Origin of the sequence: Polynucleobacter sp. AP-Nino-20-G2 (assembly GCF_018688235.1) — a bacterium.
Lineage (GTDB): Bacteria > Pseudomonadota > Gammaproteobacteria > Burkholderiales > Burkholderiaceae > Polynucleobacter.
This window is the reverse complement of sequence record NZ_CP061313.1, coordinates 1,018,250-1,042,245: the sequence shown is the minus strand read 5'-3', so window position 1 is coordinate 1,042,245 and position 23,996 is coordinate 1,018,250. Positions and strand designations below refer to the sequence as shown.

30 protein-coding genes are annotated in these 23,996 nt (G+C 46.0%); 19 read left to right on the top strand and 11 right to left on the bottom strand.

From position 1 onward, the window contains the following. Positions 1 to 49: 49 nt before the first annotated feature. From soxZ to mnmH, 13 genes are all read left to right on the top strand, one after another. Complete coding sequence (gene soxZ, locus FD960_RS05460) at positions 50 to 358, top strand: thiosulfate oxidation carrier complex protein SoxZ (protein ID WP_215297773.1); 309 nt, start codon at positions 50 to 52, stop codon at positions 356 to 358. A 55-nt stretch (positions 359 to 413) separates the two neighbouring features. Then, positions 414 to 1,229: a sulfur oxidation c-type cytochrome SoxA gene (gene soxA, locus FD960_RS05455; RefSeq protein ID WP_215297772.1), complete on the top strand. Its 816-nt coding sequence runs from the start codon at positions 414 to 416 to the stop codon at positions 1,227 to 1,229. A 19-nt stretch (positions 1,230 to 1,248) separates the two neighbouring features. Continuing rightward, positions 1,249 to 1,887, top strand: coding sequence for a sulfur oxidation c-type cytochrome SoxX (gene soxX / locus FD960_RS05450; protein WP_215297771.1), 639 nt, complete (start codon positions 1,249 to 1,251; stop codon positions 1,885 to 1,887). 46 nt (positions 1,888 to 1,933) lie between these two features. Further along, entirely contained in the window at positions 1,934 to 3,664 is a 1,731-nt protein-coding gene (gene soxB, locus FD960_RS05445; RefSeq protein WP_215297770.1) for a thiosulfohydrolase SoxB, read from the top strand. Positions 3,665 to 3,683: 19 nt separating this feature from the next. Beyond that, entirely contained in the window at positions 3,684 to 4,121 is a 438-nt protein-coding gene (locus tag FD960_RS05440; protein WP_215297769.1) for a DsrE family protein, read from the top strand. A gap of 77 nt (positions 4,122 to 4,198) precedes the next feature. Next, positions 4,199 to 5,095, top strand: coding sequence for an MBL fold metallo-hydrolase (locus tag FD960_RS05435; protein ID WP_251369740.1), 897 nt, complete (start codon positions 4,199 to 4,201; stop codon positions 5,093 to 5,095). 58 nt (positions 5,096 to 5,153) lie between these two features. Continuing rightward, positions 5,154 to 5,471, top strand: coding sequence for a hypothetical protein (locus FD960_RS05430; RefSeq protein WP_251369739.1), 318 nt, complete (start codon positions 5,154 to 5,156; stop codon positions 5,469 to 5,471). A gap of 17 nt (positions 5,472 to 5,488) precedes the next feature. Next, positions 5,489 to 6,610: a YeeE/YedE family protein gene (locus tag FD960_RS05425; protein WP_215297767.1), complete on the top strand. Its 1,122-nt coding sequence runs from the start codon at positions 5,489 to 5,491 to the stop codon at positions 6,608 to 6,610. Between the two features lie 24 nt (positions 6,611 to 6,634). After that, on the top strand, positions 6,635 to 7,072 hold the full coding sequence (locus tag FD960_RS05420; protein ID WP_215297766.1) for a YeeE/YedE family protein: 438 nt from the start codon (positions 6,635 to 6,637) through the stop codon (positions 7,070 to 7,072). 3 nt (positions 7,073 to 7,075) lie between these two features. Continuing rightward, positions 7,076 to 7,513, top strand: coding sequence for a DUF6691 family protein (locus FD960_RS05415; protein WP_215297765.1), 438 nt, complete (start codon positions 7,076 to 7,078; stop codon positions 7,511 to 7,513). Positions 7,514 to 7,564: 51 nt separating this feature from the next. After that, complete coding sequence (locus tag FD960_RS05410; RefSeq protein ID WP_215297764.1) at positions 7,565 to 7,909, top strand: TIGR01244 family sulfur transferase; 345 nt, start codon at positions 7,565 to 7,567, stop codon at positions 7,907 to 7,909. Between the two features lie 18 nt (positions 7,910 to 7,927). Continuing rightward, positions 7,928 to 8,347, top strand: a complete 420-nt coding sequence (locus FD960_RS05405; protein WP_215297763.1) for a thioesterase family protein — start codon at positions 7,928 to 7,930, stop codon at positions 8,345 to 8,347. A gap of 8 nt (positions 8,348 to 8,355) precedes the next feature. Further along, entirely contained in the window at positions 8,356 to 9,429 is a 1,074-nt protein-coding gene (gene mnmH, locus FD960_RS05400; RefSeq protein WP_215297762.1) for a tRNA 2-selenouridine(34) synthase MnmH, read from the top strand. Here mnmH and FD960_RS05395 read toward each other — a convergent pair. Continuing rightward, positions 9,426 to 10,604 (bottom strand): acyl-CoA dehydrogenase, encoded by a 1,179-nt coding sequence (locus FD960_RS05395; RefSeq protein ID WP_215297761.1) that lies wholly within the window; start codon positions 10,602 to 10,604, stop codon positions 9,426 to 9,428. The two genes, mnmH and FD960_RS05395, sit on opposite strands and share 4 nt — an antisense overlap. A gap of 96 nt (positions 10,605 to 10,700) precedes the next feature. Here FD960_RS05395 and FD960_RS05390 point away from each other — a divergent pair, with 96 nt between their 5' ends. After that, the gene (locus tag FD960_RS05390; RefSeq protein WP_215297760.1) at positions 10,701 to 11,411 is read left to right on the top strand and encodes a queuosine precursor transporter; all 711 of its coding nucleotides are present in this window, start codon (positions 10,701 to 10,703) and stop codon (positions 11,409 to 11,411) included. A 101-nt stretch (positions 11,412 to 11,512) separates the two neighbouring features. Continuing rightward, positions 11,513 to 13,120 (top strand): ABC-F family ATPase, encoded by a 1,608-nt coding sequence (locus FD960_RS05385; protein WP_215297759.1) that lies wholly within the window; start codon positions 11,513 to 11,515, stop codon positions 13,118 to 13,120. Here FD960_RS05385 and FD960_RS05380 read toward each other — a convergent pair. The 8 genes from FD960_RS05380 to FD960_RS05345 all read right to left on the bottom strand — a co-directional run bounded on the left by FD960_RS05380 (position 13,117) and on the right by FD960_RS05345 (position 18,640). Beyond that, complete coding sequence (locus tag FD960_RS05380) at positions 13,117 to 13,371, bottom strand: DUF1289 domain-containing protein (protein WP_371817417.1); 255 nt, start codon at positions 13,369 to 13,371, stop codon at positions 13,117 to 13,119. The genes FD960_RS05385 and FD960_RS05380 overlap by 4 nt on opposite strands. A 2-nt stretch (positions 13,372 to 13,373) precedes the next feature. Next, a complete protein-coding gene (locus FD960_RS05375; protein ID WP_215297757.1) occupies positions 13,374 to 14,540 on the bottom strand; it encodes a GNAT family N-acetyltransferase in 1,167 nt (388 codons plus the stop codon). Between the two features lie 16 nt (positions 14,541 to 14,556). After that, a complete protein-coding gene (gene gloA, locus FD960_RS05370; protein ID WP_215297756.1) occupies positions 14,557 to 14,943 on the bottom strand; it encodes a lactoylglutathione lyase in 387 nt (128 codons plus the stop codon). A 90-nt stretch (positions 14,944 to 15,033) separates the two neighbouring features. Then, positions 15,034 to 15,828, bottom strand: a complete 795-nt coding sequence (locus FD960_RS05365) for a peptidylprolyl isomerase (RefSeq protein ID WP_215297755.1) — start codon at positions 15,826 to 15,828, stop codon at positions 15,034 to 15,036. A 57-nt stretch (positions 15,829 to 15,885) separates the two neighbouring features. Next, a complete protein-coding gene (locus FD960_RS05360) occupies positions 15,886 to 16,170 on the bottom strand; it encodes a BolA family transcriptional regulator (protein WP_215297754.1) in 285 nt (94 codons plus the stop codon). Continuing rightward, positions 16,167 to 16,715 carry a septation protein A gene (locus FD960_RS05355; RefSeq protein WP_215297753.1) on the bottom strand — a complete coding sequence of 183 codons (549 nt, stop codon included), beginning with the start codon at positions 16,713 to 16,715 and terminating at the stop codon, positions 16,167 to 16,169. The genes FD960_RS05360 and FD960_RS05355 overlap by 4 nt, the downstream gene beginning before the upstream one ends. A 26-nt stretch (positions 16,716 to 16,741) precedes the next feature. Continuing rightward, positions 16,742 to 17,155, bottom strand: coding sequence for a peptide-methionine (R)-S-oxide reductase MsrB (msrB, locus tag FD960_RS05350; protein WP_215297752.1), 414 nt, complete (start codon positions 17,153 to 17,155; stop codon positions 16,742 to 16,744). 18 nt (positions 17,156 to 17,173) lie between these two features. Next, the gene (locus tag FD960_RS05345) at positions 17,174 to 18,640 is read right to left on the bottom strand and encodes a YdiU family protein (RefSeq protein ID WP_215297751.1); all 1,467 of its coding nucleotides are present in this window, start codon (positions 18,638 to 18,640) and stop codon (positions 17,174 to 17,176) included. A gap of 54 nt (positions 18,641 to 18,694) precedes the next feature. Between FD960_RS05345 and FD960_RS05340 the strand changes: the two genes are divergently transcribed. After that, positions 18,695 to 19,177 (top strand): PaaI family thioesterase, encoded by a 483-nt coding sequence (locus FD960_RS05340; protein WP_215297750.1) that lies wholly within the window; start codon positions 18,695 to 18,697, stop codon positions 19,175 to 19,177. Between the two features lie 16 nt (positions 19,178 to 19,193). On the opposite strand, the gene FD960_RS05335 is transcribed toward FD960_RS05340, so the two are convergent. Together FD960_RS05335 and FD960_RS05330 are read right to left on the bottom strand one after the other, a co-directional pair. Next, positions 19,194 to 20,051, bottom strand: a complete 858-nt coding sequence (locus FD960_RS05335) for an NRDE family protein (protein WP_215297749.1) — start codon at positions 20,049 to 20,051, stop codon at positions 19,194 to 19,196. 28 nt (positions 20,052 to 20,079) lie between these two features. Next, the gene (locus FD960_RS05330; RefSeq protein ID WP_215297748.1) at positions 20,080 to 21,057 is read right to left on the bottom strand and encodes a folate-binding protein YgfZ; all 978 of its coding nucleotides are present in this window, start codon (positions 21,055 to 21,057) and stop codon (positions 20,080 to 20,082) included. A 50-nt stretch (positions 21,058 to 21,107) separates the two neighbouring features. Here FD960_RS05330 and mltG point away from each other — a divergent pair, with 50 nt between their 5' ends. Genes mltG through FD960_RS05315 form a run of 3 tightly spaced genes read left to right on the top strand, consistent with a single transcriptional unit; the run spans position 21,108 to position 23,987 of the window. Then, on the top strand, positions 21,108 to 22,193 hold the full coding sequence (gene mltG, locus FD960_RS05325) for an endolytic transglycosylase MltG (protein WP_215297747.1): 1,086 nt from the start codon (positions 21,108 to 21,110) through the stop codon (positions 22,191 to 22,193). A 5-nt stretch (positions 22,194 to 22,198) separates the two neighbouring features. Further along, on the top strand, positions 22,199 to 22,846 hold the full coding sequence (gene tmk, locus FD960_RS05320; protein WP_251369738.1) for a dTMP kinase: 648 nt from the start codon (positions 22,199 to 22,201) through the stop codon (positions 22,844 to 22,846). Then, complete coding sequence (locus tag FD960_RS05315) at positions 22,839 to 23,987, top strand: DNA polymerase III subunit delta' (protein ID WP_215297745.1); 1,149 nt, start codon at positions 22,839 to 22,841, stop codon at positions 23,985 to 23,987. The genes tmk and FD960_RS05315 overlap by 8 nt, the downstream gene beginning before the upstream one ends. The last annotated feature ends 9 nt before the right edge of the window (positions 23,988 to 23,996 follow it).

Here is a 23,996-nt window from a genome sequence, read left to right as displayed (position 1 = left end):
CAAATCAATTCATACGATTCATTCATACACAGAATAAAAGAGGAACAAAATGGCTGATCCAATGCGCGTAAGAGCTGCTGAAAACGGCGGTACTGTAGATGTAAAAATTTTGATGAAGCACGACATGGAATCTGGTCAGCGTAAAGACGCGTCTGGCAAAACTATTCCTGCATGGTTCATCAGTACTATCAATGTAAAAGCCAATGGCAAAGATGTACTAAATGGTCAATTTGGTCCTGCCGTATCTAAGGATCCATTTTTGAACTTTAAGTACAAGGGCGCCAAAGGCGACAAGATTACTGTCACCTGGATCGATAGTAAAGGCGACAAGCGCACTGATGAAGCTACCGCTTCTTAATTGCGTAGTGCTTTAATCAATCTTCACCGCCTCCATGGTTTTGAAAGGGTAGGAAATGCAGCGTAAATTGACCTTAGGGTTAGCCACTGGAATAGTGGCAACTTTATTAACAATGACATCCTCGGTGTTTGCGCAGAAAAGCGCTACCGACGATATTGCAAAATATCGTGAGATGATTGCTGATGGCAATCCTTCAGAGCTATATGAGGCGGCCGGTGAAGATTTGTGGAAGAAGCCTGCCGGCCCTAAAAATGCTACGCTCGAGAAATGTAATCTAGGGCTTGGGCCTGGCGTTGTCAAAGGTGCTGCGGCGCAATTGCCTCGCTACTTTAAAGATACTAATAAAGTTCAGGACCTGGAGTCACGTCTCATGACCTGTATGCAGATATTGCAAGGTCGTGACCCACAAGAGATGATCGATGCGCAATTCCAACAAGGCCCAAAGAAGGACATGGAAGCCATTGTTGCTTATATTGTCACTCAATCTAAGGGCGAGAAAATTAAGGTGAGTACAGCACATCCTAAAGAGAAAGAGATGTACGACTTGGGTAAGCGTGCTTTCTATTTTGAGGGTGGTCCAATGGACTTCTCCTGCGCCTCCTGTCATGGCGAAAATGGTAAGCGCATTCGCTTACAAGATTTACCTAATATTACAGAGCAGAAGGGTGCTGCATTAGCCTGGGGATATTGGCCGGCTTATCGCGTCTCCAGCGGACAGTTTTGGACGATGCAACAGCGTTTGAATGATTGCTTCCGCCAGCAACGTTTCCCATTCCCAATCTATGGTTCCGATGTGACTATCGCATTGTCAATGTATATGGCAAAAAATGCCAACGGCGGTACAGTCGAAACCCCAGGTTTAAAGCGTTAACGGATAAGAGATCGAGATCATGAAAATCACACACATCAAGCCACTCTTAACCTTATGCGGATTCATTATTGCTGCTGCCTGCATTCAGTCTTCGGCAGTAGCGCAACAAAAGATTGATCCAAAATTTACCAAGATGATGCAAGACAGTTTTAGGGCTGAAGGCATTGCTGGCCTTAATCGCATTGATCAAGATGAAACACAAAAGTTTTGCTCTGACCCTAAGTTTGCTAATAGCAAGCAGGGTGAGGCGATGCGCGATAAGATTCAAAAAATGAATATGGAGACCATTAAACAGCCATCCGATGGTAAATATATCGGTGATTGGAAGAATGGTGAAAAGATCGCACAGAGTGGTCGTGGCGAGACTTGGACAGATAAGGCAGACACTCTGATCGGCGGCGGTTGCTACAACTGTCACCAAATTGACCCCAAGGAGATATCCTTTGGAACGATTGGACCATCTTTGGCTGGCTATGCCAAATTACGCGGCTACTCCAAAGAGGTTGTGACCTACACGTGGAACCGAATCAATAATGCAAAGGCATACAACGCATGCAGCAATATGCCGCGTATCGCGCACTTTAAGTTGCTTAACGAACAGCAAATTCAAGATGTGATGGCCTTATTGCTCGATCCAGAGTCACCTGTAAATAAGTAATTCATTAAAACGGGCCGCAAGGCCTGTTTTCTTAAGAGGAACTAATATGTCGTTAAATCGCCGTGAATTTTTACAAGCATTAGCAATTGCATCCGCAGGTGGCATGAGTTTGCAATCTCATTTTGCAAGCGCTCAAACTACTGCGCAGAAGTTTTATGATCTGCCGAAATTTGGGAATGTGCATTTTCTTCACTTCACAGATTGCCATGCGCAGTTATTGCCAATTTATTTCCGTGAACCCAATGTGAATTTGGGTATTGGTGAGCAAGAAGGAAAAACTCCTCATTTGGTTGGAGAATACTTTCTCAAGGCAAATGGTATTACTGCCGGTACGCGCGATGCCCATGCCTTTACCTACTTAGACTATGTTGCAGCCGCTCAGAACTACGGCAAGATGGGCGGTTTCGCCCACATGGCAACCTTGATTAAGCAAATGAAAGCTAGCCGCCCGGGTGCTTTGTTGCTAGACGGCGGAGATACATGGCAGGGTTCAGGCACGGCGCTTTGGACTAACGGTCAAGATATGGTCGATGCAGCCCTATTGCTAGGTGTTGATGTGATGACGCCTCACTGGGAGATGACTCTGGGCGAGAAGCGCGTTATGGAAATTGTGAATGGTGACTTTAAAGGAAAAGTTTCCTTCATTGCGCAAAATATTAAAACTGCTGACTTTGGCGATTCAGTATTTAATCCTTACGTCATGAAGGTGCAGAATGGAATCCAGGTTGCGATTATTGGTCAAGCCTTTCCGTATACACCAATTGCCAACCCACGTTACTTCACTCCCGATTGGACATTTGGAATACAGGAAGGGAATTTACAAAAGACTATCAATGAAGTGAAGTCAAAAGGCGCAAAAGTTGTCGTGCTGCTCTCGCATAACGGTATGGATGTTGACTTAAAGATGGCCTCTCGAGTAACTGGCTTGGATGCCATTATGGGCGGCCACACTCATGATGGCGTGCCCATCCCGGTAAAGGTAAAGAATGCTGGCGGTGTGACCCTAGTTACCAATGCCGGATCCAACAGTAAGTTCTTGGGCGTTCTTGATTTTGATGTGAAGGGCGGCAAACCAGTCGACTTCCGTTATAAACTTTTCCCGATCTTTTCAAATATGATTCCGGCTGACCCTGCGATGAATAAACTCATTGCAAAAATGAGAGCCCCTTACGAGAACAAGCTGAATGAAAAGTTGGCAACTACTGATGACCTACTGTATCGACGTGGAAACTTCAACGGCAGTTTTGATCAATTAATCTTAGATGGCTTGATGGCTCAGAAGAATGCCGAGATTGCTTTCTCTCCAGGCTTCCGCTGGGGAACAAGCCTGTTACCGGGCCAAGCAATTACACGCGAAAACCTATTGGATCAAACAGCAATCACTTATCCCTATACAACCGTTACAAATATGACTGGTGAAACCATCAAGACAATTCTTGAGGATGTTGCAGACAATTTGTTTAACCCCGATCCGTACTACCAGCAGGGTGGAGATATGGTGCGCGTGGGTGGCATGCAATACACCATCGATCCAGCAGCATCCGCCGGTAAACGCATTACCGATATGCGATTGAACGGCAAAGATATAGATCCTAGTAAGACTTATAAAGTTGCCGGTTGGGCGCCCGTGAGTGAGGAGGCTAAGAATGCTGGTGGCGAGCCAGTCTGGGATGTTATCGAAAGGCATCTGCGTGATGTGAAGGTGGTGAAGGCGGTCAAATTGAATGAGCCCACCATCAAAGGTGTTGCGAATAATCTTGGTATGGCTTCTCTATAAATATTTACGAGTGTATGCAATGAAAAAAATTCTTTACCCCTTTATCGTGATTTTCTTGGCAATAGCCTCTGTATTCTCTTCTTCAGCTTTTGCGGCCAACCCAACGGAAGTGGTGTATCACATTGATGACGCTGAAACACAAGGCATCAAAGGTCTTCGCAATATCCGGAATCATCTCGACGTATCGCCTCAAACCAAGATCATCGTGGTTACCCATGCAAATGGCGTTGATATCCTAATGGAGGGGGCTAAGGATAAGAAGAACGGAATTGAATACGGTCCTTTAATCGGCGCCCTGAAGTCACGCGGCGTCCGCTTTGAGGTGTGTGAGATTACGCTAAAAAATCGCAATCTCTCAAAGGACCAGTTTTCTCTAGATGCCGATTTCACTCCCTCTGGTGTCGTTAGAGTGGCTGATCTGCAGTATCAAAATCACTTCGCCTATATCAAACCCTAGGCGTCCAGTTACTCAAACACACCATGTTTTCCGCCTTCTTTCACCGTGCTATTTTCTGCATTGCTCTCGAAGCAATCATGTTCGGCGTTGTCAATGCGGCAGGTGAGGGCGCTCTATTGAATCCTATTCAGGTTGCTCCTCACACCTATTTTGTGCAAGGCCTTCCTGAGATCGGTAGCGCCCAAAATCAAAACTTTATTTCAAATGCAGGTTTTGTTATCACGCCAAAGGGGGTGGTGGTGGTCGATGCTCTTGGCTCGCCCGTGTTGGCCCAAAAACTCATTGCCGAAATTCGCAAGAAAACTGTGCAAAAAATTGTGGCGGTAGTGGTAACGCACTATCACGCTGACCATATTTATGGCTTGCAAGAGTTTAAAAAAATCGGGGCCAAGATTTATGCTCAAAACCAAGGGATAAACTATTTAGCTTCCGAGACTGCCAAGCAAAGACTTATTGCCTCACGTGTGGATTTTGCCCCTTGGGTTAATGCTGCCACCCGCCTTGTATCGGCAGATGTTTGGATTGATCAGAGTCAACTGCTTAATATTGGTGGGGTTGAATTCAAAATTACCCGGGTCGGCCCAGCCCATGCCCCAGAAGATTTAATGATCTACGTTCCATCGGAAGGGGTTTTATTTGCTGGAGACCTAGTATTTAGAGGGCGCATCCCCTTTGTAGCGAATGCTGATAGTAGGGGGTGGTTATCCGCCCTGGAGGAAATTGAGCGGATTAACCCCAAAATCGTCATTCCAGGTCACGGAAATTATTCAAATCACCCCATTGAAGATATCGCCTTTACAAGGGGCTATCTGAGATATTTACGTCAATCCATGGCGCAAGCGGCAATTAACCTTGATCCTTTCGATGAAGCATATCAAGCAGCGGACTGGTCTGAATATGATGGAATGCCTTTATTTAGGGCTGCAAACCGTATGAATGCCTATAACGTCTACTTATCCATTCAGGCGGAATAAGCGTATTTGCTTTCTGGGCTTTAAAATAAGCCTTTATTTGCTAAATGATTGATTTTTAATGGCTTTAACGCTATCTCGACTGCTTTTAGTGCTATTTGGGCTGCTTGGCATCCATTTGTACGCTAATGCATCTCCAGATCTTGCTAATGGCAAAGCTATTGACCAACAAAAGTGTTACGCATGTCATGCCAAGAAGTCTGGTTTTGGAAATGGCGACATGATTTATACGCGCTCTGACAGCAAAGTGACTGACTTCAAAAAGCTCAAGTCGATGGTTGCGATATGCAATACCGAATTACGTCTTGATCTTTTTCCCGAGGACGAGGCAGATGTTGCCGCATTTCTCAATCAACAGTTTTATAAATTTAAACCTTAATATTTAGAATTCACGCTATGGATGCAGTAGATATTTCTTCTCTCAGTAAATACGTTTTAATTTCCACTTTTGCCATCACTTTCTTGCTCGGCGCTGTGATGCAGAAAACTGGCTTTTGTAGTATGGGCGCAGTTTCCGACGTATTTATCATGTCTAGCTGGGATCGATTGAGGCAGTGGTTCTTAGCTATCGGAGTTGCCATTGTTGGCTTTGCTTTCATGTCATATCTTGGTTTGATTGATCCCCTGAAAAGCATATACACCAGCAGCAAGCTGTTATGGCTGTCTACCTTGGTAGGTAGTGTGATGTTCGGATTCGGTATGGTTCTCGCCTCTGGTTGCGGAAGCAAAACTTTAGTTCGCATCGGCGGAGGTAATTTAAAGTCCGTCATTGTATTTTTAGTGCTCGGCTTATCTGCCTATATGACGCTCAAGGGATTTCTGGGTGTTATCCGCATCAATACCTTGGATTCGGTGTTCATCACTCTAAGCACGCCCCAGGATCTTCCTAGCATTCTGAGTCCAGTCCTGGGCGTTGCTAGATCAAGCCTGCACTTAGCCTTAGGCTTGCTTGTTGGCTTTGCATTCATTGGATACGCTTTGGCAAGTAAAGCCTTTTGGACTGCAGAAAATATTTTTGCCGGGGTGCTTGTTGGTTTAGCTATTTGCGCAGTGTGGTGGATTTCTGGCAGTCTAGGTTATGTTGCTGAAGATCCAAATACCTTGGAAGAAGTTTTTCTGGTCACTAATTCAGGTCGCATGGAGAGTCTTTCATTCGTCGCCCCTTATGCATATTCACTCGACTGGTTGATGATGTACAGCGACACATCCAAGGTCATGACAGTTGGAATTGCCGCAGTGATTGGAATGATCTCCGGATCAGCATTTATTGCGCTAGTTACCAAGTCATTTCGCTGGGAAACATTTCGCAATACTGAGGATACGGCAAACCATTTAGTCGGTGCCGCGCTCATGGGCTTTGGTGGCGTCACCGCGCTAGGTTGCACTGTTGGCCAAGGATTAAGTGGTATCTCAACTTTAGCCATCGGATCTTTTTTTGCGCTTCCTGGTTTTATCTTTGGCGCATACATGGCACTGCGTTACCTGCAAGTGCGACTCGCCCCAAATCCTTGCAGTTAATTTTAGAGCCCAGATCAGACATACATGCAAATTGATTGGTTAGCGTTTTCCCCTGGACCAGCTTTACTTGGCGGCCTAATACTCGGCGTTGCCGCCGTGCTTTATGTGTTACTGCATGGGCGCATTCTGGGCATTAGCGGCATTGTTGCCGGACTTCTCAAGCCATTAGCAGGCGATTGGAATTGGCGGTTCAGCCTCTTACTCGGAATATTCAGTGCACCTTTGTGGGCCGCCTTATTCTTTGATTTGCATGGTGTGACAGTCATTGACGCCGGTTGGCCATCAATCGTTATCGCAGGCTTGCTGGTTGGCTTTGGGGCGCAATACGGTTCTGGCTGCACAAGCGGCCATGGCATCTGTGGCTTATCTCGTCTTTCGCCAAGGTCACTCGTAGCTACTTTGACATTTATGTTGGCTGGCTTTGTCATGGTTTACATCACGCGTCATTTATTGGGCCTATGAATCATGAAGCGATATTTCAGTTTATATAGCCAATACTTTATTGGCGTCCTTTTTGGCTTGGGCCTCATTGTTTCCGGGATGAGTAACCCTCAAAAAGTATTGAATTTCCTTGACATTACTGGCAATTGGGATCCATCACTGATTTTTGTTATGGGTGGCGGTGTACTGATTGGATTGGCGGGCTTTTATATAGCATCGAAGAGGGCGGAGTCATTTTTTGGCGGCGCCTTACATATCCCAACCCGTCGAGATATCACCAAGCCTTTGGTCATTGGCAGCTTAATTTTTGGTGCCGGATGGGGGATTGCAGGCTTTTGCCCTGGGCCAGCAATTGTTGCTGTAGGTCAGGGCCATTTAAAAGCGTTGGTCTTTGTTGTCGCGATGCTTGCCGGTATGTTGCTGTGTAATCGTTTCTTTGCTGGCCATAAACAATCTCGCTGATTTAGAATCCCATTCATTATTTATTTGATACTTATTACTTTAGAGGTCTAGATGAGTCTTCCTATCTCCTGCCATAACAATCACTTCGGCACTCTTGGTCAGATTGAACCCAGCCACTTAGCTGAAATCGCAAAGCAGGGTTATAAAAGCGTTATTAACAATCGCCCAGATTTTGAGGGTGGACCCGATCAACCCACTAGCGCAGAAATTCAAGCACAGGCGGAAAGCCTTGGCTTGAATTACGCCTATCTACCGGTTGTTCCTGGCGCATTTACCCCTGCACAAGTAGCAGAGATGTCCCGATTACTCAAAACCTTGCCTGCACCAATTTTGGCTTTCTGCCGCTCCGGTGCTCGCTCTACCAACCTCTACCAAATGGCGCTGCAGCTCGGCTAATCTTTTAGATTTACTCTTATGCGCATAGACATCCCAGACGATAAAAAATTGGTGCATGAAATGCCCATGCCAATTCGTTGGGGTGACATGGATGCCTATGCGCATGTAAACAATACCGTCTACTTTCGCTATATGGAGCAAGCTAGGGTTGAGTGGATTACCTCAATGGGTTACAAGGTAGCACCTGGGGAAGAATCCATGCTGATGATTAATGGGTTTTGTAATTTTCTCAAGCAGCTCACTTATCCAGGTGAGTTAATTTTAAAAACCTATATTGGCAACATTGGCAGATCAAGTGTTGATGTTTACACAACTATGGCATTGACAAATGCCCCGGAAGAGTTAGTAGCGGCGGGTGGCGCTACTATGGTTTGGGTTGATATGAATACTGGAAAATCCTCTCCTTGGCCGGAACATGTTCTCAGTAAGATTCGCTAGGACATTGCTTGCAGCCCAGTAATCCTCACATTCTCAGCATTGAACGACTTCCTTCATGTCTCGGTGACTTTGATGCGATTATCGATGTCAGGTCCCCAGCGGAATTTGCTCTTGACCATATTCCTGGCGCAATTAATTTTCCTGTTTTGAATAATGAGGAGCGAATTCAGATTGGAACGCTCTACAAACAAGTATCACCGTTCGCGGCCAAAAAATTAGGCGCAGCCTTAGTCTCTCGAAATATTGCTCGGCACCTGGAAGAGTCTCTAATTGACCACCCAAGAGAATGGAGGCCACTCATTTACTGCTGGCGCGGAGGTGAGCGAAGCGGGGCATTCACACATATCCTCAATCGAATCGGCTGGAAGGCGATGCAATTAGAGGGCGGCTATCAAGGATTTAGGCGGGTGGTGATTGATCGCCTAGACCAAGCAGCCAAAGACTTTTCCTTCCAAGTGATCTGCGGAATGACTGGCAGCGGCAAGACTCGAGTTCTACAGGAAATTCGATCCCAAGGTGAGCAAGTCCTGGATCTTGAGGCTCTTGCTATTCATCGAGGCTCGGTACTCGGTAATGAGCCTAATATCGATCAACCCTCGCAAAAAGGCTTTGAAACAAATATCTGGAATGCCTTGAACTCACTAGATTCATCCAGGATCGTTTATGTAGAGTCTGAAAGTAAAAAAGTAGGGAGCTTACATGTACCCGACGCGTTGATGGATTCGATTCGCAATGGCAAATGCATTGAACTGCGTGCAAGCACTGCAACACGTGTATCTTGGTTATTGCGAGACTATCACCATTTTCTAGATGACCGCGATAGCTTTAAACAAAAGCTTGGCCTATTAACCTCGCGTTACGGCAAGATTCAAATTGAAAAGTGGCATGAGGAAATTGAACGCGGTGAGTTTGACGCCTTAGTGGAAGAGCTGTTGGTAATGCATTACGACCCATCCTATCAGGCATCTATCGTGCGAAACTTTCCAAATTACCGGGAAGAGAATTTTGTCGCACTTGAAAGCGACAGTGATGAAGCCTTCGCTCAAGCAGCAAAGAACATCATCACTGCAGTCGGCGCTTAACTAAAAGCCTGAATACCAGTTTGTGCACGACCCAGAATTAGGGCGTGAATGTCATGTGTACCTTCGTAGGTATTTACAACCTCAAGGTTGAGCATGTGACGTACCACGCCATACTCATCAGAGATGCCGTTGCCACCATGCATATCCCTTGCTAAGCGTGCAACATCCAAGGACTTCCCGCAAGAGTTTCGCTTCATTATTGAAGTGATTTCTGGCGCGGCAATGCCTTCATCTTTCATGCGGCCTAAGCGCAAGCAACCCTGAAGAGCTAGTGTAATTTCAGTTTGCATATCCGCTAATTTTTTCTGGATCAGCTGATTGGCTGCTAATGGGCGGTTAAATTGCTTGCGATCCATCGTGTATTGACGCGCGGCATGCCAACACCATTCCGCTGCGCCAAGAGTACCCCAAGCAATCCCATAGCGGGCTGAATTAAGGCAAGTGAATGGGCCTTTTAGGCCGGTAATTTCTGGGAACTCATTCTCAGCGGGAACAAAAACTTCATCCATTACGATTTCACCGGTAATCGAGGCTCGTAAACCCATCTTTCCGGTGATTTTCGGAGCCGATAGGCCCTTCATACCTTTTTCAAGAATGAAGCCCCTGATTAAGCCCTCATCATTTTTTGCCCACACCACAAACACATCGGCAATAGGGGAGTTGGAAATCCACATTTTTGAGCCGGTTAATGAAAATCCTCCAGGAACTTTTTTGGCGCGTGTAATCATCCCACCAGCATCAGAGCCAAAGTTGGGCTCTGTTAAGCCAAAGCAACCAATCCATTCACCGGTGGCGAGCTTAGGTAAGTATTTTTGTTTCTGAGCTTCGCTTCCAAACTCGTTGATGGGCACCATTACCAAAGAGGATTGAACACTCATCATGGAGCGATAGCCTGAGTCAACCCGCTCGATTTCGCGAGCAATCAAACCATAAGACACATAATTGAGATTTGCTCCGCCGTATTGCTCTGGAATGGTAATTCCGAGAAGTCCTAACTCACCCATCTCTCTAAAAATAGCTGGATCAGTAGTTTCGTTGCGATAGGCATCATGGATTCTTGGCATGAGTCGCCCTTGAGCATATTCAGCCGCAGCATCACGTACCATGCGCTCTTCCTCGGTCAGTTGGGTATCCAGAAGCAGGGGGTCCGCCCAATTAAAGCTTGCTTTACTCATGATGTTTCATCGTCCTAACGTTAGTTTTTGTGTTGCATCCTGTGAAATGCCAGGAATGCGGATATTCTTTGTTCTATTATCCATTTTTCTGGACTTATGAGCTCACCTAGACGGCATCATCGCTATTACGACTTAATACTGGCCGCCTTTGTGGTGGTTTTACTCTGCTCTAACTTTATCGGGGCAGGGAAGGCTGCCGAGATTCACCTACCTTACTTTGGGTCCGTGATTTTCGGAGCTGGGATTCTATTTTTTCCAATTTCTTATTTTTTTGGTGACATCCTTACCGAGGTTTATGGTTTTGCCTATGACCGCCGGGCAGTCTGGGCTGGTTTTGCCGCCCTTGCTTTTGCTGCGATCATGGCTCAAATTGCTATCGCATTACCCGTTGCTCCAGGGCAATACATGGCCAATTATCAACAGGGGATGGAAACGGTATTTGGCAATTCTTGGCGGGTCGCTCTTGCATCGATGTGCGCATTTTGGTGCGGCAGTTTTACAAATAGCTATGTCCTAGCCAAGATGAAGATCTGGACCCAAGGACGTTTTCTCTGGATGAGGACAATTGGCTCCACTGCAGCCGGGGAACTGGTGGATTCATCCCTCTTCTATGTTTTGGCTTTTTATGGACTCTGGCCTCTAGATGAGGTTATCCAAGTGGCCTTTATTCAATACCTACTCAAAACGGGTTGGGAGGTGCTTGCAACCCCCTTAACTTACGCTGTAGTGGCATTCTTGAAGCGAAAAGAGAATGAGGATTTCTACGATATTCATACGAATTTCACGCCATTTAAGGTGAAAGTCTAATTTAGGGCTTTTTTGGCTGCAAACCGTTAAAATATTGGTCTTTGATGCAAAACCTGCATCCGCCCCCAAGAATTTGAATATCAGAAAGTAAGAACCCATCCGTGTTGTCAGCATCCAATATCACTATGCAGTTCGGGGCAAAACCCCTGTTTGAAAATATTTCCGTTAAGTTTGGCGGTGGTAATCGCTACGGGCTAATCGGTGCCAACGGTTGCGGTAAATCCACTTTCATGAAGATTTTGGGTGGAGAGCTCGAGCCAACCAGTGGAAACGTAAGCTTGGATCCCGGTATTCGCTTGGGTAAATTGCGCCAAGATCAGTTTGCATATGAAGATGTGCGCGTCCTTGACGTTGTAATGATGGGTCACGAGGAGATGTGGAAGGCTGCAGCAGAACGTGATGCCATCTATGCAAACGCAGAGGCAACTGATGAAGATTACATGAAGGCTGCGGAGCTCGAAGGAAAGTATGCTGAGTACGGCGGCTATACCGCGGAGGCAAAAGCAGGAGAGTTGTTGTTAGGTATCGGCATTCCGATTGAGCAACACAATGGCCCAATGAGTGCAGTGGCTCCGGGCTGGAAGTTGCGCGTATTGTTAGCGCAAGCCTTATTCTCTGATCCAGATGTATTGCTCTTGGATGAGCCAACCAATAACTTAGATATTCACTCTATTCATTGGCTAGAAGACATTCTCAATCAAATTAAGAGCACGATTGTCATCATCTCCCATGATCGCCACTTCCTCAATGAGGTGTGTACACATATGGCTGACATGGACTTTGGGACGCTGAAAGTCTATCCTGGAAATTACGACTCCTACATGCTGGCATCCGTTCAGGCAAGAACGCAGCAACTTAGCAACAATGTTAAGGCTAAAGAAAAAATTGCTGAATTAGCGGCTTTCGTTGCTCGTTTCTCAGCAAATGCATCAAAAGCGCGTCAGGCGACTTCACGTCAAAAGCAGTTAGAAAAAATTGAGATTGTTGAGGTCAAACCATCTTCACGCCAGAATCCATTTATTCGTTTTGACGCTGAGAAAAAGCTTCACAATATGGCTGTTGAGTGCAATGCGCTAACTAAGGCCTATGACCGCACTATCTTCAAAAACTTTAAGCTAGGTGTACGTGCTGGTGAAAAGATTGCCATCATTGGACAAAACGGTGCAGGTAAAACAACACTGCTAAAAACTATCTTGAGCAAACGCTTTGATGGTATTGCCGCTGATAGTGGTGATGTGAAATGGGCTGAAAATGCCAGTGTCGGCGTGATGCCTCAAGACAATACTGAGATGTTCGCAAAAGACGAATTGCTCATGGATTGGATGAATAACTGGCGTAATACAGGCGACGATGATCAAGTGATCCGTGGCACATTGGGCCGCTTGCTATTCTCAGGCGACGATATTGGCAAGTCCGTCAAAGTGCTATCTGGTGGCGAGAAGGGCAGAATGATTTGGGGTAAATTGATGCTTCAAAAATATAATGTTCTTGCAATGGACGAGCCAACTAACCACATGGATATGGAATCCATTGAGAGCTTACAGATTGCACTTGAGAAATACGAGGGCACTTTGATTTTCGTTTCTCACGATCGCGAGTTTGTTTCTGCTTTAGCAAATCGCATCTTAGAGGTGAAGATGGATGGCACGATTTCTGACTACTCGGGAACCTACGAAGAGTATTTGCGTAGCCAAGCCCTGGCCGGTTAACTCTCTTTAGTTTGACGTTGGAAACGCGTTGCAGTGCCTTCTGCACGAATGCGTTTCCACACGGAATCTTTCTCTTCCTGACTTAAAAATACCCAGTTACTCACTTCATTGAGAGTTCTACCACATCCCTGACAGATTTCATCGTAAAGGGTGGTGCACACACCAATGCATGGAGAGTCAGAGGTTTCGTCGCCTACCGCTAGAGAGTTTGCTGAGGTCTGCTCAACTGATTTATTGCTTGAAGATGTCATTGTCATACTTTAGTCGATTTCAGGGGATTATGCTGCTCAAGCTCATCGACATAAGCCGCCATCCCCTCGCTCTCTCGCTCTAAAAAGCGTTTGACCGCCTGAGCAAAACCCGCATCTGCAATCCAGTGCGCTGACTGGATGGTGGTTGGTAAAAATCCGCGGGCCATCTTATGCTCACCCTGAGCGCCCCCTTCAAATAATTGGATGCCTTGATCGATGCAATACTCAATTGCTTGATAATAGGCTAGCTCAAAATGAAGGCAAGGCACATGCTCAATTGCACCCCAATAACGACCATAAGCTTTAGATGTCAATTGATCCACTACCAGCAATGACGAGGCAATGGACTTTCCACTTTGACTGGCAATGATTAGATGAAAATTTTCTGGGAGACGCTGCCCCAGCAATTGAAAGCATTCTTCAGTTAAATACGGACTTGATTGATGCTCTAAATATGTATTTTCGTAACAGCGATAAAAGAATTTCCAGTCCTCTGGCGAGGCAATATTTCCCGGAATATGGCGATACTCAATATTTCTTGAGGCAACTTCAGCACGCTCTCTGCGAATATTTTTCCTGCGCTTCATTGTGAGTGCTGCAAGAAATTGTTCAAAGTCTTGGTATTGTTGATTGTGCCAATGAAACTGTACTGAGTCTCGCAGCATAAAGCCTTGATTTTTCAATTTACTTAACTCAGCTTCCTCGGGGAAAAGTACATGTGCCGAAGAGAGGCCATTTTGTGTAACAAGCGCTTTCAGTGCATTGATGAGTAGCTCTTGAACTTGATTGTGATTGCCGTTAGGCGAGACTAGCAATCTAGCTCCACGCACAGGGGTAAATGGAATCGCGCAGAGGGCCTTGGGGTAGTAGGGCATATTGTTTTGCTCATAGGCTTGAGCCCAAGCCCAGTCGAAAACAAATTCCCCGTAGGAGTGCTGCTTTAGATACAAAGGCACCGCCCCAATCAACTTATCATTGGCATCTTCAACAATTAGGTGCGCAACTTGCCAACCGGTATTGCCACCGACACATCCTGTTTGCTCTAAGGTATTGAGAAATTCATGCTTGAGAAATGGTCCCGCATCTGCGGGCAACAGGGCGTTCCAATCGCTTTCAGGGATATCAGAAAGACTTTGGATAACTCGCAGCTGGTTGGGGCCCTGATTCAAGGTTACGCCAAGAACATTAGTCCTGAATCAACTCGATTTTGTAGCCGTCTGGGTCGGTAACAAAAGCGATCACCGTATCGCCGCCCATAACAGGACCGGCCTCTCTGGTTACATTGCCACCAGCTGACTTGATCTTTTCACATGCCGCGTAAGCGTCGGGTACAGCAATGGCTATATGCCCATAGGCAGATCCCAAGTCATAGCTCTTAACCCCATGGTTGTAAGTTAACTCGATCTCAGATTGGCCATCAAGATTTCCTCTGCCAAAGCCCACAAATGCTAGCGAGTATTTTTGCTCGGGGCGTTCTGTTGTGCGCAGCAGATTCATACCCAATACCTTGGTGTAAAAATCAATAGAACGAGTCATATTGCCGACTCTTAGCATCGTGTGGAGGATCATCATGCGTTTAAATATAAAGCCAATTGATGTTTTATGTTGGGAATGAAAAAACCCAGGGATAAGCCTGGGTTCGTTGAAGATGTGGCGTCAAATTTACTGAATCTTTGCCTTAGCGCGGAGTTTTTGCATCATTTCTGAAAACTTGGCTTTCTGCCAATTTTGATCTGCAGTAATCATGCGCTTGAGCTGCTCCTTCAACTCCTCCATGCTTGGCACCTTCATATCGCGCACATCATCTAGCTTAATGATATGCCAACCAAATTGTGATTTAACTGGCTTGTCGGTAATTTGACCATTTTTCAATTGCACCATAGCTTTTGAGAACTCTGGAACAAGCGCTTTATCGCTTACCCAGCCAAGGTCACCACCATTTGGGGCCGAGCCTGGATCCTTAGACTTTTCTTTGGCGATTTGCTCAAAATTTCCACCTCCCTTAATTTGGGCGATGATGGCTTTCGCATCAGACTCTTTTTCAACCAAGATGTGTTCAACGTGATATTCCTTGCCAGTGTATTGGCCTTTAACCTGATCGTAGGCTGATTTCAGGTCAGCTTCTGCGACACCTTCTTTTTCTATGTAATCTTCAAACACGGCTGCAATCAATACCCCCATTTTGGATTGCTCTAGCTGCTCTCGAACAGACTCTTTTTGGGTGACACCGCGATTGTTGGCCTCTTGCAGAATGAGCTCGCGGGTCACTAGCATTTCTCTAGCCTGGTCACGGACCTGCGGGTTATCTGGTTGATTTGATTTTTGCACTAACTTATCTAGCTGGGCTTTTGGAATGGGTTTGCCATTGACGATTGCTGCATTTTGCGCAACAGCAGTTGTAGTCAGTAGGGCGGCGCTCAGTGCGCTAATAGTCAAAATTTGGCGTGTGTTTAGCATAATTGGTTGTGTATGTTTTTTTATAACAGTGGTGCTTAATATTAAAGCAAGGAAGCTCTAATTGGTGCTTTCACTAGGTGTCAATGCTCTAATTGTCAGGGCATGAATTGCAGCAGGAAAGTGGCTCTGAAGGGCGGCATAGATACAACGATGGCGGGCAACTTGGCTCAGGCCACTGAATTCAGGGGCGACAATAGTCACCTTGAAGTGGCCGCCACCGCTAGCGGCACCTGCATGCCCAGCATGTAGGTGGCTTTCATCTTCGATATGCAGCTCGATAACCGAGAATGCACCCCTGAGATCCAGCTCAAATTGTTTAATGCGCTCCTGATTAATGCTCATTCCGTAGGCTGCTCCATATGTCGACTGAGCCAAACGCCTTGGGCAATGACAAACACTAGCAATAAACCAGTACTGCCGAACAACTTAAAGTTCACCCAGGCTTCCTCGGAATACTCGAAGGCGATATATAAATTGAGAGCCCCCATCAGAAAGAAAAAGCAGGCCCAGGCCATGTTGATCTGATGCCAAACAGACTTGGAGCTGTGCTCCTTGAGGGTGATCTGCTTGCCCATTAATACTTGAATCCAATTCTTCTGGAAAAATTGAGCGCTAATAAAAAGAGCGCCTGAGAATAGCCAGTAAAGGGCAGTAGGCTTCAGTTGAATGAATGTTTTATCGTGTAAAAAAATAGTAAGGCTGCCAAAAACTAGGATCATAACCAAGCTAACCCATTGCATAGCATCTATTTTTCGGTGACGATAATAGACCCAAAGAATTTGAACAATGGTTGCAACCATGGCAACAATGGTCGCAGTATAGATATCACCAAATTTGAAGGCGATAAAGAATAGGATGATGGGAAAGAGGTCGAATAAGAATTTCATAGGCACATTATCCCGCTATTTTGGAGTTACACATCCTTAGATAGCTTGGTATTGTCGGTGGGTTCAAATTTCAAAGATGCAGAATTAATGCAATAACGCAAACCTGTTGGTTGAGGTCCATCATCAAATACATGTCCTAGATGTGCATCGCAGTTGGAGCAACGAACCTCTGTTCTGATCATTCCATGGGACATATCCCGCACCTCGATGATGGCATCATGATTTTCTGGCGCGTTATAGCTAGGCCAGCCACATCCTGCATCAAACTTGGTTGAGGATTGAAAGAGTGGCGTTCCGCAACATATACAGGTATACCGCCCATCATTCCAGTGATCCCAGTACTCACCAGTAAATGGTCTTTCTGTAGCAGCTTCTCGAGTGACTCGATACTGAATATCGCTTAATTCGTTCTTATATTCTTGGTTAGTTTTTTTGGTCATGAATAAATGTAGCATTAGTTAGGAGGAGCAGCTGACGACAACCTTTTGTGCGCCTGCTGGAGGTGGGTTCGAGTACGCATCATATTCAGGCTGCTCGTCAAAAGGCTTCTTTAATATAGCGAATAATGTACTTACTTCAGAAAAGTCATCCTGTTGCGCCTTTTCAATAGCGCTCTGCGCAAGATGATTTCTAAGGATATATTTTGGATTGGTGCGATTCATCAGATCTTTTCGATCCATATCCTCCAAGACCTCTAGCTGTAGTCTTGTTAGATAGTCAGATAACCAAGCGTCAATACTTTGAATGTCTATAAATTGATTTCTTAGCTGGGTCATCGAAGGCGCATCTGCTTTTCGAACGTCTCCCAGCGCACGGAAGAAGTTAGTGAAGTCTACTTGTGATTGATGCATTGCCTTAAGCAATCTTTCGATCAATTTGAGGTCCCCATCGTGCTGTACCTGCAAACCTAGCTTGCCACGGAATAGTGTTAACCATTCATGGGCGTATACAGCCGGGAATTCCTCTAATGCTGCACGTAACAGTTGTTGAGACTCCTCCATCGAGCGCCCAAGCGCAATCAGGGGAAGCATTGCACTCGCTAAGCAGGCCATATTCCAGTGCATGATCTGTGGTTGACGTTGATAGGCATATCGACCCCCATGATCACTATGATTGCAAATGTGCTCAAAATCCAATTGATCTAAGAATCCAAATGGTCCGTAGTCAATTGTTAGTCCCAGCACGCTGATGTTGTCGCTATTTAAAACACCATGACAAAAACCAACCGATTGCCACTGGGCAACTAGTTTTGCATTTCTATTCGATACCTCCTTAAATAGATGAAGGTAGCGATCTTTTGTTGTGGCACATTCTGGATAAAATCGATCAATCAAAAGGTCTGCCAATTCCTTTAATCGAACCGTGTTTTGAAGAGAGGCAAAATGCTCGAAGTGTCCAACCCGAATAAAGCTGGGGGCAACACGCGCGCACACCGCAGCCGTTTCAATCGTTTCGCGTCTAACAGCTTGTTTTGAGCCCACCACAGAGAGTGCTCTACTGGTAGGTATGCCAAGCGCATACATTGCTTCGCTACAGAGAAATTCCCGAATGGATGATCTCAGCACGGCTCGTCCATCTCCCATGCGGGAGTAGGGGGTCATGCCTGCACCTTTTAGCTGCAACTCTTGCCCATTCATATCCCCAAGGAGGATTGCCCGGCCATCACCTAATTGACCAGCCCAAACCCCGAACTGATGACCGCTATAAGCAGTTGAAATGGGCTCTGAAAACTGCATATCCGCTGTTTCTAAGGCATTACCAGCCAGAACCTCTAACCATTGAGGATCACATGGAAATCTGTTGTTGCCCATCTTCAAATCAATGAGCTTTGCCACTTCAGAAGAAAAGGCAACCCAGTAGGGATTGGGTAGAGGATCTGGAAAGGTGGTCTGGCAAACATCACCACCACGTAACGTAAAAGGCATTTTTGTATTCTATGAGGAATTCCCATCTGTCGCAGAACCCTCTAAAATAGCCCCATGACTAATAAAGTACAGCTTAATGCCGCCACACAGCTCGCAAACTTAGGTGAAGAGCTCAATGTCCCTTTTTTGAAGCTCTTGGGCGTTCGCTGCCTTAGCGCAGAAATGGGTAAAGGGGAGATACTCCTAGCCCTGAAACCTGAGCACACAAATACTTGGGATGTAGCCCATGGTGGGGTGTTGCTAACTTTGATGGATGTTGCAATGGCTGTAGCAGCGCGCTCTGGCGATCCTGGCGATCGTAGCGTTGTAACCATTGAAATGAAAAATAATTTCATGCAAGCCGCTAATGGCGTTTTAAGAGTGAAGGCCGATACAGTTCGTCGTACTGCAACGATGGCCTTTTGTGAGGCAAAGCTCTATAACGACCAAGGCGAAATCTGTTGTATGGCTACCGGCACTTTTAAATACCTAAAGCGTCTTGCCGCCAAGAATGCGGATGGTGAGCGCACTATCAACGAGGATATGCGCCAGCAATAATTTTTGCTTGGGCAGTCTAAACGGATAAATTTGACCCTGGGGCAGCGCTAAGCTCCCCAGTGACAACATCGTGACCGATGGTGCCGTTAGCATCAAAGCGTCTTTCAACCATTTCAAAATTACCATCTTTACGAACGCGCAAAATAGTACTTGATCGCGTTCCATACACGGGTGTTTTTATAAAAGCGGCAGACAAGACTTTTTCCCAGTCTTTATTGACGCCCGTATTGGGTAACTCCTGCGGGCTGGCTTCATGAGTATCGGATAGAAGTCGAAGGTAATGATCAGAGTTTTTTAGTTCACCGCTATCCATGGCCAATGTTTGAGCAAATGCAGCAATTCGATGATTCACTTTTGGCCATGGCGTATCAAGCATGGCATTGGATAATCCATAGACGCCTGGATTTAATGATTGCTCTGGGAATACTTTTCTTGGTCGAATGGTATTTCCCATCATGAGGCGATTACTGACCCAGTGCATTTCAGCATTCTCTGGATCGCTTAAGTCAGCCATCAGCAAATTAAAACCGTTGTACTGATCAAAGCGCTTGGCATGCTCCTGAATGAATGCATGCGGCTTATGCTGACCGGTGAGATAGCGTAGAGATAACTCACCACGAGTTCTGGCATCAGGATTCTTTTCACTCGGAGCGCGAACGTTCGTTAGGGCGGCAAAGCGACCGGTTTTGGTGAAGCCGAGCCATGTACCGGGGCTCCCCAATACATCTGCCTTATCTTTTCCCGCTAATACATGCGGATGTTCTGGCCACCATGCCATCGACTCTGTATCGCGCTCATAAAATTCATCACGATTTGCGGCAACCACCAATGGGTAGTCTGGGTGGGATTTCCAGGCAAACAAAATGAGGCACATGATGAATTAGTATTTCGTTATAAAACGATTAAATTTCTACCAAAGGGTAGGGTAATGAGTCTATTTTTAGCACAGCGCTATTGTTAGAGCCTAGGTAGACCACTCCAGTCTCAAGTGCGTCTAATTTGCACTCTATTTGGTAATCAATTCTGCTTGGAGATGAAGGGTTTGGTGCAGCAAGCACCACCATGCCACAGGGTTGAGAAGTGTCATCTGAATGAAAGAGCTCAACACCCGGCATACTTAATGCAAGATTGGAATCAGTACTGTCAGCATGCGCAAGTTGAAGCCGTCTTTTAACCGCACCGCGATACTGGCTGCGAGCCACAATTTCTTGGCCTGGATAGCAACCTTTTTTAAAGTCCACGCCATAAACGGATTCGAAATTAATCATTTGCGGTATGAATTGTTCTTGCGTCGCCAAGACAATACGTGGAATTCCACTTAGCACCTCAAGTGAATTCCATTGAGCTAAAGCAGACTCATTGGGCATTGGATTGGCATGTGTTTCTTTAGATTGGGCAATCAATACACGCTTGAAAGTTTTGCCATCACTTAGTACATCTGGCAGTTGAAGTGCCAGCGACTGCTGCCGTTCGGGAGACAGTAATGGCGCTTGGCCTTCCTCATAGATTCCCGAAATCTCCCAATCCTGAGAAACGTCGATCACCTTCACTTTAGAGCGCAATACAAACATAGAGAGGCGCTTAGCAATGCTTGATGCAATATCTTTTGAGATGAAGAGGGCGAAGCGATTCTCTGAATTACTTTCATCGAAATACAGCGCTATCCATGCACTTGCTAATAAGCGACCTTTAGGATTGCAATAGCCCACCAATCTTGTGGATGCATGTCCGGCAGCAATTTCCCCTGGCTTGGTGCCTGTCAAGCCCAAAACAGAGTTAGTGAGCTGATTCTGTAAAAAAGATGCCGCATCCGCACCCTCCACCAAAATTAACCCCCAGTCAGCAAGGGCGGTTGTATTACAGGCTTGGGTTAGGGTCATTACGATGTACTTTTGTGATGTGAGAACTCATGAGCTTTTATCATAGTGCCATGAGCAAAAAATTTCAGGGTAGAACTCTCTTTACGGGAAAGGTAAAAACCAAAGGCTGGAAATCTTTGGTGCTTTTAGGGCTTGCAGCCCTATGTCTTTTTTATGGGGTTATTTTTTTATGGCCTGTTGTGCCGGCCTCATCTAATATTTCGAGCGGGACCGACCCCTTAAGCTATAGAGTAAAAATTCTCCCTCAATCTGGCCTCTCAGCCATTTCTCAACAGCTAGCTGATCAAGGGATTAAGACCCAAGCACTACCATTGCAAATTGCTGCTAGAGCCCTATTTGTTGGGTCTAAGCTAAAGCCTGGCACTTATTTGCTGCCAATTGGCGGAAGTCTAGGCAAGGTTTTGCTCCAAATTGCGCGTGGAGATCGAGTGCGGGAGAGCATTGCGATTATTCCGGGAATGACTATTTGGCAATTGCGGGCGGCAATTGACAATCATCCAGCATTAATTCATCAAACGAAGAATATGGGCCCAAAGCAATTATTGGGGGCCTTGAACTTAAGTTACCCGGGAGATGAGGGGCTTTTCTTCCCGGATACCTATGTATTTGACCCCGATGATTCCGATCTATCTATCTACAGACGTGCAGCACAAGCAATGCAGAAGCAGCTAAATACCGCCTGGGAACAACGTGAGCCTAGTAGCCCCTTGAAATCCCCATACGAACTCCTCATTCTTGCGTCTATTGTTGAGAAGGAAACAGGGCGTTCTAGTGATAGAACTCTAGTCGCCTCCGTTTTTACCAATCGGCTGAATTCAAAAATGCCGCTTCAAACCGATCCTACCGTGATTTATGGGATTGGACCCCAATTTAATGGGAATTTAAGAAAAGCAGATCTTCGCAAGGACAGTCCCTACAATACTTATATGCATAAAGGATTAACCCCTACACCCATAGCAATGCCCAGCAAGGAATCTCTCCTTGCTGCCGCACATCCTGCTAAGGGTGATGCCGTCTATTTTGTCGCCCGAGGGGATGGTACAAGTCACTTTTCTAAAACCCTAAAAGAGCATGAGAGTGCGGTTGACCAATACCAGCGTAAACGTAACATCCCTGCAAAAACAAATTCACAATAATGGTTATGACAGCTCAATTTCCAGGATATTTCATTAGCTTCGAAGGTATTGATGGTGCCGGTAAAAGTACTCACATTGAATCATTTGCCCAGCTTATTAAAGACCGCCACCCTGATCGCGAGATAGTACTTACCAGGGAGCCAGGTGGCACTCAGTTGGGCGAGCAATTGCGAGGTTTGTTGTTAGATGCGCCAATGAATTTGGAGACCGAGGCCTTATTGATGTTTGCTGCTCGTCGAGAACACATCGCTCAAGTCATCGAGCCAGCACTCAGATCTGGAAAAATTGTCATCTCCGATCGATTTACCGATGCAAGCTTTGCCTATCAAGGTGGTGGCAGGGGATTGAGTCTGGATAAATTAAATGATTTAGAGAGATGGGTACAAGGTCGCGCGGATGGAAGTCTGTTGCAACCTAATCTGACCATCTTGTTCGATCTGCCAGGCACCGTCGCGGAGGTCCGCAGATCAAAGGTTCGAGCCCCAGATAAATTTGAGCAAATGGATTTAACTTTTTTTGAAAAAGTTCGACAAGAGTATCTCCGCAGAGCGAAAGCGGATTCCAAACGCTTTCACCTAGTTGATGCCACTCAAACTCAAGAAAGTATTTGGTCAGGCCTTCAGAAACTTGATATCAAACTTGTCGATGAATAGTTTAGTAGATCAAAATCGGGTGGCTAAGCAGTTGGCGCCATGGCTCCAGCCCCTTTGGGATGCAATGGATCTTTCCGCATTTCCAAGTTCAGTATTGATTCATGGCCAATCTGGGATAGGTAAGCTTAAATTCTCCATTGAGCTTGCTAAAGCGCTTTTATGTGAGAGCCCAATCTCCTCGGCCAAACCCTGCAACCAATGTGATGGCTGTCGTTGGTTTAATTCTGGAAACCATCCGGACTTTATTACGCTCGTACCGGAAACGCATCGAAAGTATTTGCCTCATGGTGACTTTGATGTTGATGTAGATTTACCCAAGAAATCGAAAGCAACGCAAGTCGATGGAGATGGCGAAGCTGCCGAAAAAAAAGAGAAGAAAAACATTTCTATTGAAGAGACTCGTAGTGCTATTGAGGGCTTGTCCGTTGGTTCTCATCGCGGCGGAAATCGCGTCATTTTGATCTACCCTCTAGAGATGTTGCGCTCAGATTCTGCAAATACACTTCTTAAATCGCTTGAGGAGCCACCAGCGAATACCATTTTTATTTTGCTGGCAGATAGATTGGATCGGGTTCTACCAACTATTCGCTCGCGATGCAGGCTTCTTGCAGCCCCGCGGCCAGATCGTACTGCAGGCTTACTCTGGCTAAGGCAGCGGCTGAGTGGCATGACAGACCTCAAGATCTCTGCCGCTGATGTTGAATCAATTTACGATGAGCAGGGTGGGGCGCCTTATGCAGTTTTAGACTCGCTAATTGCCCGTCACAATAAAGATGATAAAGATGAGCTGACAATTGCCATCCAGGCATCGCGCTATTTACTGCAAGCCATGTCACAGGGTTCTCGTATTAATTGGCTTGATGCAGCGGAGAAGACCCAAAAGGCCCGATATTCCATGCTACTGGCGACCATGCAGCGCTGGGCGTCAGATCTCCAAAGCGCGGCTCAAATGGGCGCACCTCGTTATTACCCTAAACATGAAGCTAGCATCAAAGCGCTTGCGCAACAGGCTCGCCTACCAAAATTACTGCGTTTCTGGAAATCCTTGATTCAGGCGCGCAGACATGAAAACCACCCCCTGGCCAATCGCATTCAATTGGAAGCCTTGCTTTCTCAATATCAACAGGTATTTGAAGACTAAAATAGCGAG